A 10,306-nucleotide genomic window follows, 5' to 3' on the forward strand; every position below is an offset into this window, starting at 1 on the left:
AACTAAAGGCAATATATTTTTGCAAAAAATACCGCCGAATTCGACGAGATTGAATTTAAGGTTATTAAGTTGTTCCTAATTACCTAAAACTCAATAGTGTTATATTTATGCGCCAATTCCTAATTAAATTATCAGTACGTGCTGTGCTTTTAAAGTGCAAAACCATCACAAACAGATTTGATTACAAGCAGAACTCCTTTCCTACTGTTATCACTTTATTTGAATCAAACATGCTATCTGACGCGACTTGTTGCATTAGCTCGTGCTTTTTAGTGTAAAAGCTTTTGTTACGCTTGGTGTGCTTTCAATTCGATAACTTTACCATTCTAGTTAGCGCTGCAATTGAGAGCTTTTTAGTTGATTTCACCTCATAGTTAGCAAAAAATATGTGTTTTATTCATAAAAGCTCGTATCTTAGCGCTTTTAAACGCATAATAAACAATTTACCTAGTTTGATAAGAACATTAAGGAAAATCTACATGGATCCAATCGCGCAAATTCTCAACATGGTTTTTACTGTTGAAGCATTTTTACTTATTTTTGTTTTAGTGCTGCTGAAAAGCTGTGTTAAATTTGTACCACAAAACCGAGCTTGGCTGATTGAACGCTTTGGTAAATATCAATCAACTAAAGAAGCGGGCTTAAACTTTATTGTGCCGTTTGTTGACCGTATAGCAGCAGACAGAAGCTTAAAAGAGCAAGCGCAAGATGTGCCTTCGCAATCAGCTATTACAAAAGACAATATTTCATTGACTGTTGATGGCGTACTGTATTTTCGAGTGCTTGACCCATACAAAGCAACATATGGTGTAGACGACTACGTATTTGCAGTAACGCAACTTTCACAAACCACAATGCGTTCAGAATTGGGTAAAATGGAGCTTGATAAAACTTTTGAAGAACGTGATGTACTAAATAATAATATTGTAAGCGCGATTAACCAAGCGGCTGAGCCGTGGGGTATTCAGGTTCTGCGTTATGAAATTAAAGATATTATTCCACCACACTCTGTAATGGAAGCGATGGAAGCGCAAATGAAAGCTGAACGTGTTAAGCGCGCGCAGATTTTAGAGTCAGAAGGTGATAGACAAGCTAATATCAATGTTGCAGAAGGTAAAAAACAAGCCCAAGTTCTAGCTGCTGAGGCAGATAAATCCGAGCAGATATTACGTGCTGAAGGTGAAGCAAAAGCGATTATAGCCGTAGCAGAAGCACAAGCTGACGCGCTGCTTAAAGTAGGTGAAGCTGCTGATACAGGGCAAGGCCAAAAAGCGATTCAACTCGACTTAGCAACTAAAGCAATTGCAGCTAAAGAAGCCATTGCCCGTGAGTCATCAGTGGTTTTACTGCCAGATAACGGCACCGATGCCAGCTCTTTAGTGGCTCAAGGTATGTCGATTATTAATTCATTGAATCAAAAGCAAAAAAGTTAATACTTGGAGTAAGCTATGGAGTTTATTATTGATAACTTAGCCCAGAGCTTAATGATTTTAGGTATTTTAGCGCTGATCATTGAGGTCGCCGTACTTGGCATGTCTACCTTCATTTTGCTGTTTTTAGGTATGTCATTATTTGCGACCGGATTAATGATGAATTTCTCTTTATTGGAAGAATCATTAACCACGGCACTTTGGAGTAATATCGTTGCCACTACGGCGTTGACATTGCTACTTTGGCAACCTCTAAAGCGCATGCAAGAACATACTGACACCAAAGAAGTTCACTCCGATTTTGCCCAGCTGAGCTTTGTTTTGAGTGCTGATGTAGATGAGCAAGGGCTAACAACGCACAGTTACTCAGGCATTAATTGGCAACTCAAAAGCAACCAACCAATTAGTGCGGGAACTGAAGTGACCGTAGTAAAAAAGGAGGTGGGTGTTATGTGGGTCGCTCCTCTTTAAAAATTTTAGCCAAGTAGTGGGATATCCCACTATTTGGCTTTCATCACTTTATAATAAACATATTTCCATCCTCTGTATTTTTGTAGCTAAACACCGAAAATACCAGCCTAAACCGAACTAACCCTCTTAAAATGTTAAAGATTACACTGTTATCTGTAGTTAATAACTTATGCTGTTAGCGGAACAAAAAAAGCCACCTTAAAAAGGTGGCTTGGGGATTAACAGTCATGGGTGTACAACTGTTTAATCAAGAGTCTTTAAGCAATTTCCCTGTCACTTTGTGGGTCGCTGTTACGAATTAAGTAATCAAAAGCACCTAAACTTGCTGTCGCTCCACTGCCTATAGCAATAATAATTTGCTTAAATGCGGATGTTGTCGCATCCCCCGCAGCATAAATACCTGGTAATGAAGTTGCGCCTTTGTTGTCGATTTCAATTTCACCAAAACGGGTTAGTTCGACATCACTATTTTTCAGCCATTCAGTATTTGGAATTAAACCTATTTGAACAAAAACTCCCGCCAATTCTATATCTTTGGTTTCGCCAGAAACACGGTCAATATAGGTAAGGCCTGTTACTCGCTTGCCATCACCAATAACGTCTGTTGTTTGTGCATTTTTAATAATAGTCACATTAGAGAGGCTATTTACTTTGCGAATAAGGACTTCATCTGCACGTAGTGTGTCAGCAAACTCAAGTACCGTGACGTGTTCAACAATATTGGCCAGATCAATTGCGGCTTCAATGCCTGAATTCCCCCCACCGACAACAGCAACCGCTTTGCCTTTAAATAAGGGGCCATCACAATGCGGACAATATGCAACACCATGACCTCGATATTGCTTTTCACCTGGCACGTTCACTTCTCGCCAGCGTGCACCAGTTGCAAGTACAACCGACTTTGCATTTAATACTGCACCGTTGTCTAAAGTAATTTGATAGTGATCTTTTTTCGATAAAGAAGCCGCTCGCTGGTTTTGCATTACATCAACATCATACTCTTTGACGTGCTCTTCTAGTTGCGCGACCAACTTTGGTCCCTGTGTCGCTGACACAGAAATAAAGTTCTCTATGGCTAAAGTATCAGCCACTTGCCCACCAAACCGTTCGGCAACGACTCCCGTATTTAAGCCTTTACGGGCCGCATAAATAGCCGCTGATGCACCGGCTGGACCGCCACCGACGACAAGAACATCAAATACGTCTTTATCGTTTAAGCTTTCAGCCTGTCGTGCTGAGGCTTTTGTATCTACCTTATTTAAAATATCTGTTAGGCTTATCGCACCTTGGCTAAATAATTGACCGTTTAAGTAAACAGCAGGCACCGCTAAAATATTACGTTCGTTCACTTCGTCTTGAAATAAAGCGCCATCAATCATGGTTGCTGTAATATTATTATTCTGCGCAGCCATTAAATTAAGGGCTTGTACGACTTGTGGGCATGTCTGGCAACTTAACGAAATATACACTTCGAAATTTAATGGCGATTTTAATGATTTAATTTGTTCAAGCTCTACTTCACTAGCTTTACTCGGGTGTCCGCCGGTGTGCAATAACGCTAAAATTAAGCTTGTGAACTCGTGCCCCATAGGCACACCAGCAAACGTTATTTGCGTCTGATTAATAGGTGAAGAAACAACCATAGATGGACGCCTTGCGTTGTGATCTGGATTTTCTCGCACCGTAAATTTGTTGCTCAATGACGCTAAGTCATTGGCTAAGTTTTTTATTTCTGCTGATTTATTGCTGTCATCCAAGGCGATAAGTAGCTCAACAGGACTTGTTATTGACGCAAAGTGGTTTGTTAATTGGTTTTTTATGTTTGTATCTAACATGGCTGAACCCTTATTTAAAAAGATAAAAGCCCACAATCAGCTAATTAATTTAATGTGCTTGTGGGCTTACTGCCTAACAGTAAACGTCTAGACAAGGCGCAATCAGTTACGCTTTAGTAAATTTAGATTTTACCGACTAGGTCTAGTGAAGGTGCTAATGTTGCTTCACCTGGCTGCCAAGATGCAGGACAAACTTCTCCGTCATGCTCTGCTATATATTGTGCCGCTTGCACTTTACGAAGAAGTTCTTTAGCACTACGACCGATACCTAGATCATGAGTTTCGATTACTTTTATCTCACCTTCTGGGTTCATTACAAATGTACCGCGAAGCGCAAGGCCGTCGTCTTCAATCATTACACCGAAGTTACGTGTAATACGACCTGTTGGGTCTCCAATCATTGGGAATTGGATTTTACCAATGGTGTCTGAAGTGTCATGCCATGCTTTATGTGTAAAATGCGTATCAGTTGATACTGAATAAACTTCTACACCCATTTCTTGTAGCTGCGTGTAAAAATCTGCAACATCACCTAATTCAGTAGGACATACAAAGGTGAAATCTGCTGGGTAAAAAAAGAAGATAGACCACTTACCCAGCACGTCTTGTTCTGAAAGCTCAACGAAATCACCATTATGATAGGCTGTTGCATTGAAAGGTTGTAATTTTGTATTAATTAATGAAGTGCTCATAATATTCCTCATTTATGGTATTTAAAGTATAAACAACGCAGACCTCTGCGTTGGCTTGAGTAATACAATAAGGCTTTTTAACACTTTTAAAAAACAGAACGTTTAGATTACTTCAATCGATTTTTATGATATAAATTCGTATCATTATCTATAAACAGTAATAACGGTCTAAACCTATGATGAATATCATCGTTTTTATTTACAAACTGGTATACTTGCCCTATAGCAAGTAATAGAGGTGTCATTATGGAAAAGTTTGTCAATCATATTCAATTGGGTTACATCGGTTTATTACCTTTTTTAGGGTCTCTTGGCTGGCCATTGATCACCGGAAATAACAACTTCAGTATGGAGTTTTTTACTTTTTATAGTATCGCGATCCTTGGTTTTATGGCGGGTAACTTGTGGCATGCTGGTGCGCAAAGCCATCGTGATGCTATTAAAGCTGTGCTGCCTATTATGCCACTAGGTTTTATCACCTTTTTACCTACACCTTGGCTGTTAGGTTGGTTAGCGGTTAGTTTTTGGCTGGTTCTATTATTTGAAAAATCTACACCGCAATGGCAAGGCTACCACGCTGATTATAAAAAAATGCGCTTAGTACTAACCTCTATTGTTTTTGTATGCCATGTTTTTGTTATCGGTATCAGTATTTATCCAGACTAACTCGCCCTTTTAAGTGTATTAATGTAATATCCCTGCTTCGCTTTTTAAGGACATATTATGATTGATCAACTGCGCAAAAAACTTGACTACTTAGGTGAAAATTATGTTGAGAAACACGGCCACTTTAAAGTTAAAGTGATCCCTTTTTTTTGTGCAATCCACTTAAAAAAAGATCACAAAAGTGACGGTCAGCTTTCTTTTTATTCTAACCAGCTAATTAAAGTCATCTTAGCAGTCATGTTTTTATTGTTTGGTTTATCGCTTTATGACCCAGAAGCGGGGTTCACTCATGGCCCTATCCACATTGTTTTTGCTGTACTAATTACTTTTAATTTGTTTTTTAAACAAATTGCTATTGAAGGGTTAAAAACACGTTTAGCACTTTGTGTATTGCCCATTGAGACCAGCTCTGTCGAAAACACTAATTAATTATTATGTATTTGAACCCCGCATGGCGTGTTTTAACCGTAGGTGATGGCGATTTATCGTTTTCAAATGCTATTATGACCCATTTAAAACCTGCGTTATTGGTTGCTTCAACTTATGATGATGAAGCCACCATTAATAAAAAATATACTGATAACCAACTAGCAAAATTAAGAGCTACAGGCATCACTGTACTTACTGAATTTGATGTGACTAACCCTATAAGTTGGCAGCGCCTTGATGAGCAAAAATTTGACGTGGTTGTTTTTCAGTTTCCACTTATTCCCGCCTTTAAAGGAGAAACTGAGTTTCGCAATAACACCCAGCGATCCTCAATGAATGTACTCAACCGCGCCTTATTACATTTATATTTGAAGCATGCTCATCAGTTTGCTTTGGACAAGCGCGGCGAAATGCTGATTTATATTACCTCTAAAGATGTAAAACCATATAGAGAATGGAATATTGAAGGAAGTTTGAATCAGGGGTTAGCAGTAAGCTATTTAGGTCAGATGCCATTTGATATCAACCAATTCCCTGGCTATAAAGTGCGCAACGTAGATCGCGATAAACATGTAAAAGACACCAGCGGTATAAGCTATGTATTTAGCTCTAAAGCAACGCATAATTTACAACATACGTTAACTAAACCCCCTTACTTATCAGAAAATTACTGCGTTTTGTGCCGCGTCGGCCCTTATATGGCCACAGAAGATAAAGAAAAACATCTGCGCAGTAAAAAGCATCAACAAATGCAACAGTTCGAACAAGACTGGCAAACATGGCTAAGTAACCAATCAAACTAGGAGATAGCATGAACTTTGTAATCGTAGGCACAAACTTTATTAGCGATACACTACTTAGCGCAGCACAAACAGTCGACAGTTTTAGTTTGTACGGCGTATGCTCTCGTAAAGAACAAACTGGTCATGCATTTTTGCAAAAACATGATTTAAATAACGCGAAAATATTCACCAGTATTGAGCAAGTGTGTAAAGATGATAATGTTGATGCTGTGTATATTGCATCACCTAATAGCTTACATAAAACGTATGCGCTAAGCTGCTTAAAAGCTGGAAAGCATGTACTGGGTGAAAAGCCCGCAGCCGCTAATTCACACGAATTAGGCGATATTATAAGCGCAGCAAAACAACATCAGCGTTTATATATGGAAGCGATGATGACCACGCACTTACCTAACTTTGCTATTCTTAAAGAAGCGCTTGCAAAAATAGGCACTCCGCGAAAATTTATTGGTCAATTTAGTCAGTTCTCATCTCGTTACAATAAATATAAAAATGGTGAGCGACCCAATACTTTTTTACCCGAATTTGCCAATGGCGCGTTGGTTGATTTAGGCATATACCCGCTTTATGTGCTTATTGCATTGTGGGGGGCGCCAAATAATATACAAGCCAGTGGCGTATTACTTGAAACTGGCGTTGATGGTGCAGGCGATATACTACTTAATTATGCTGACAAACAAGCCGTGATCAGTTACTCAAAAATATCACAAGGTGATAACTTTACCGAAATTCAAGGTGAAAAAGGCCGCATTCGTATTGAAGCCGTATCACAGTTAAAGCGCATGCAGTTTATTGGAAATAATGGCACTGTAGAAGAATTATCACAGCCATTTAACGAGCACTTTATGCGTCATGAAGTTGAACATTTTATAAAAGCCGCCAATGCCGGACAAATTGAGTCATCAGTCAATACTCATCAACTTTCTACCGAGGTTATGACTGTACTCGATAGCGCAAGGCAACAATTAGGCGTTATATATCCAAACGATAAATAACCTTTTTAACAACACCAAAACCATTAGGTGTAAAACTTAATGGTTAGGTTAACTGTTGCCTGAGCATAGCTATAAAGGTTTTTTAACATAAAGTAGAGGCGTGTTTGTTTTACGAGGCTAAATTTGTGCAAACAATTAAAAAGGGAGACCACAGGGTGATCTCCCATAACTTCTCACAAGTTATTTAATTGCTCGGCATGCATCTGTAATGGCTTGCCAGTTACCATCATCAATCCACTGTTGAGCCGACACCCATGTGCCTCCAGCAGCAAATACATTATTAAGCGCTAAAAATTCCTGTACATTTTTGTCATTAATTCCGCCGGTAGGACAGAATTGGCAATCTCTAAAGACAGCTTTCACCGTGTTTAAAAAGCCTATTCCTCCTGCTAAGTTAGCTGGAAATAACTTCATTTCTTTAAAGCCAGCTTCTCGGGCAAGCGTGATATCGCTGGTACTTGATACACCCGGCAACACAGGTACATCGCAACGTGAAAGTGCATCAAGTAACTTCGGTGTTACAGCAGGAGTAACGATATAATCAGCACCGGCACTAAGCGCATCAGCGAGTATATTATTATCAACAACGGTACCAGCGCCCACTTTCAGATTAGGAAACGCTTCTTTAATACTGCTTAACACCTCAAGTGATGAGTCATGACGTAGCACCACTTCAACAAGATTTATACCACCGGCTTGCATTGCCTTGGTTATTGAAATTCCCGTCCTTGGGCAATCAGTTTGAATGATCGGTAATAACTTTTGACCATCCATATAATCAGAAAACAACATAACTGTTCCTCAGGTTAATAATTATGGTGGAAATGAATACATCCACCATTTATATAAATTGAACTAAACCCTATTATTTCACTTTATTCGCTGGTGAAATAAGCATATAACGGCCCGTTAATGAGTACGTTTTATCTTTATACTGAAACGACTTTTCAGCTTTTTCAAGCTTGCCTTGGTTAATCGCAAGAAGTATTTTTTGATCATCAATAAGTGTTATTTCAAGAACTTGAATATCACCTATTTTTTCACTGCTTAATCCTTTAACACGACTTGTGGCTTGTAATGTATATTCACGACTTGGGTTATACTCTCCATGCGGTTCAATCACATTAATAAACTGATGATTCTTAGCTGAATCCACTCGTTGAATAAACGCACTTTGCTGACGCAGATTAAAGTCTGGATCGTTTGCTCCAGTTTGCGTAAATAAAAACGATGTAGGTTGGTTAAGTAAACTCGTTTGTGTATAAAAATGATTATTGTCATTTAACCACGTTACTTTAGCCAAATCAGTTTCTGGCTTAGCACTTGCCGTTAACCAAAGGTGCTCATAACCTGCTTTCGTTCCCAAAGGTTTGCGTAGCGTCGTATTATTTTCAATATCAAAATTGCTTTGAATAAACTGGCCACTATATTGAACTGGTAAGTCATATTGATGAGGGCTGTCACTGCTTACATCAAAAATATCCACAACAATACTGGGCAAGCTTTTATCAATTTCAAGCAGCCCCATCGTTCTGGTTAGCGTGACACCTTGATATGCTGTATCAATAGTCGCAGAGCTTAACTTGAGCTTTTCATCATTAATAAAGTAATCAATGGTTGGTGCATATTTATTGGCTACCTTAACCTCGCCATTAAAATGACTTTTTTCATCAACTACCACCGTGTTGTGTGCGACGGTTTGTTTAGCGTAGCTATTATTTTCTGGTAAGTAACGCCCACCAAACTTGGCTTCAACATTTAAAAAACGTGCTGCGCCGTAGTCACTAACCACCTCATTACCACGGTCATAAAAGATCCAATTTAGCTTATCAAAGTGGCCATGGCCTAACCCCTGCGCAGTAGCTTTAAATACTACGGCTTGGTCGTCTTCTTCACCTGCTCTTAATAAAACTAAAGCGCCATCTTCGCCTGTACTACCGTCACCAAATAGCTTCGAATTAAACTGATATGGCTGTTCCTTATTTGCATCTATGGCGTTAGCAACTGCTAAACCGTCACCGGTAAGTAAAGTACGACCTTGACGTTTAGCTATATCGAGAAGTTGTGGGTTTTGATTTAGTCCATAAGCAATGCTAACTCCTTGCACTAGCTCAATGGTATCAATACCTTTATCTTTAATGGCATCGTTTATCCCAAAGAATAAACCATTATAGCTTAGCTCTATGGTGCTCTGAATTGCTTTTAATATCACCCCGTCACGGTAACCAAAAATATCGCGTTTGGGTTCATTATTTTCAATCGCTTTAGCAAAAGTGATAAATGGCAATAACGCATAACGTTGATAATAAGGTCCTTCAGTATAATAACCTGCAGGAGAAAACAGTTCATCAAGCTGCTTTAAAAAACCACCTTTACCTGATTTATCAAGGCCATATAAAGCTTGTTCAACCATTTCTTGATCATCTAATACATAACCTGTCATACCCACGGCTGCGGTAGCCCAGGTGCCGTGGTTATGTACTTTATTGAACGTATCTGGTGATTCAGTTGATAAAAATGCAGCAACAGGACGCAGTATGTCATTTTCTATGTGCGCTTTTTCACTTGCACTTAACGCAGGTGCAATAGCATCATAAGCTTGAATGGAGTAAACCAGCCATACAGCTTCATTGAGTATCTGCCAAAATATTTTACCTGGATTTTGGTTCTTACGCTTAGGATGTAAACCAATTTTCGGATAAAGTTCGGCATATGAAAACAGCATATCTCTAACAAAATGAGCGTACTTTTTGCTTCCAGTTAATTGATACATCACACCTGCTTGGTGCATTTCTAGGTAGTTCTTTTTATGCCGCTCATGCGTGTAGCCACCGCCTGCATCTTTAGGGACAGGTACTATAATAGGCAGTTCAAGTTGTGCATCAATTTGCTGCTTAACTTCATTAAAACGGTTAGTGAATGAGCTTCCTTTTTTGTCGGTTGCTTCACGCATTGCTTGTACGTCGTTTTGTGTTAGTACTAAAT

Annotated in this window: 10 protein-coding genes; 6 read left to right on the forward strand and 4 right to left on the reverse strand. The window is 39.1% G+C overall.

Annotated features, from left to right (window positions below):
• The first annotated feature begins 479 nt into the window (after nt 1–479).
• Nucleotides 480–1,433, forward strand: a complete 954-nt coding sequence (locus tag ACT3RM_RS15450; RefSeq protein ID WP_441995370.1) for an SPFH domain-containing protein — start codon at nt 480–482, stop codon at nt 1,431–1,433.
• 15 nt (nt 1,434–1,448) lie between these two features.
• Nucleotides 1,449–1,901 carry an NfeD family protein gene (locus tag ACT3RM_RS15455; RefSeq protein ID WP_441995372.1) on the forward strand — a complete coding sequence of 151 codons (453 nt, stop codon included), beginning with the start codon at nt 1,449–1,451 and terminating at the stop codon, nt 1,899–1,901.
• 257 nt (nt 1,902–2,158) lie between these two features.
• Here the strand turns inward: ACT3RM_RS15455 and ahpF are convergent, their stop codons facing one another.
• Both ahpF and ahpC read right to left on the reverse strand, forming a co-directional pair.
• Entirely contained in the window at nt 2,159–3,736 is a 1,578-nt protein-coding gene (gene ahpF, locus ACT3RM_RS15460) for an alkyl hydroperoxide reductase subunit F (RefSeq protein WP_441835746.1), read from the reverse strand.
• Nucleotides 3,737–3,858: 122 nt separating this feature from the next.
• Complete coding sequence (ahpC, locus tag ACT3RM_RS15465) at nt 3,859–4,428, reverse strand: alkyl hydroperoxide reductase subunit C (protein ID WP_441835747.1); 570 nt, start codon at nt 4,426–4,428, stop codon at nt 3,859–3,861.
• A 246-nt stretch (nt 4,429–4,674) separates the two neighbouring features.
• Between ahpC and ACT3RM_RS15470 the strand changes: the two genes are divergently transcribed.
• Genes ACT3RM_RS15470 through ACT3RM_RS15485 form a run of 4 tightly spaced genes read left to right on the forward strand, consistent with a single transcriptional unit; the run spans nt 4,675 to nt 7,321 of the window.
• A complete protein-coding gene (locus ACT3RM_RS15470) occupies nt 4,675–5,094 on the forward strand; it encodes a DUF3429 domain-containing protein (protein WP_441995326.1) in 420 nt (139 codons plus the stop codon).
• Nucleotides 5,095–5,151: 57 nt separating this feature from the next.
• Complete coding sequence (locus tag ACT3RM_RS15475; protein ID WP_441835749.1) at nt 5,152–5,523, forward strand: hypothetical protein; 372 nt, start codon at nt 5,152–5,154, stop codon at nt 5,521–5,523.
• 5 nt (nt 5,524–5,528) lie between these two features.
• The gene (locus tag ACT3RM_RS15480) at nt 5,529–6,326 is read left to right on the forward strand and encodes a class I SAM-dependent methyltransferase (RefSeq protein ID WP_441835750.1); all 798 of its coding nucleotides are present in this window, start codon (nt 5,529–5,531) and stop codon (nt 6,324–6,326) included.
• Nucleotides 6,327–6,334: 8 nt separating this feature from the next.
• Nucleotides 6,335–7,321 (forward strand): Gfo/Idh/MocA family protein, encoded by a 987-nt coding sequence (locus ACT3RM_RS15485; RefSeq protein WP_441835751.1) that lies wholly within the window; start codon nt 6,335–6,337, stop codon nt 7,319–7,321.
• Nucleotides 7,322–7,501: 180 nt separating this feature from the next.
• Here the strand turns inward: ACT3RM_RS15485 and eda are convergent, their stop codons facing one another.
• Nucleotides 7,502–8,113, reverse strand: a complete 612-nt coding sequence (eda, locus tag ACT3RM_RS15490; protein WP_441995329.1) for a bifunctional 4-hydroxy-2-oxoglutarate aldolase/2-dehydro-3-deoxy-phosphogluconate aldolase — start codon at nt 8,111–8,113, stop codon at nt 7,502–7,504.
• Between the two features lie 73 nt (nt 8,114–8,186).
• A partial coding sequence (locus tag ACT3RM_RS15495; protein ID WP_444511410.1) for a heparinase II/III domain-containing protein occupies nt 8,187–10,306 on the reverse strand: 2,120 nt, incomplete at its 5' end.

Source organism: Pseudoalteromonas sp. AOP7-A1-14 (assembly GCF_052376275.1).
In the GTDB taxonomy this organism is placed as follows: Bacteria; Pseudomonadota; Gammaproteobacteria; order Enterobacterales; family Alteromonadaceae; genus Pseudoalteromonas.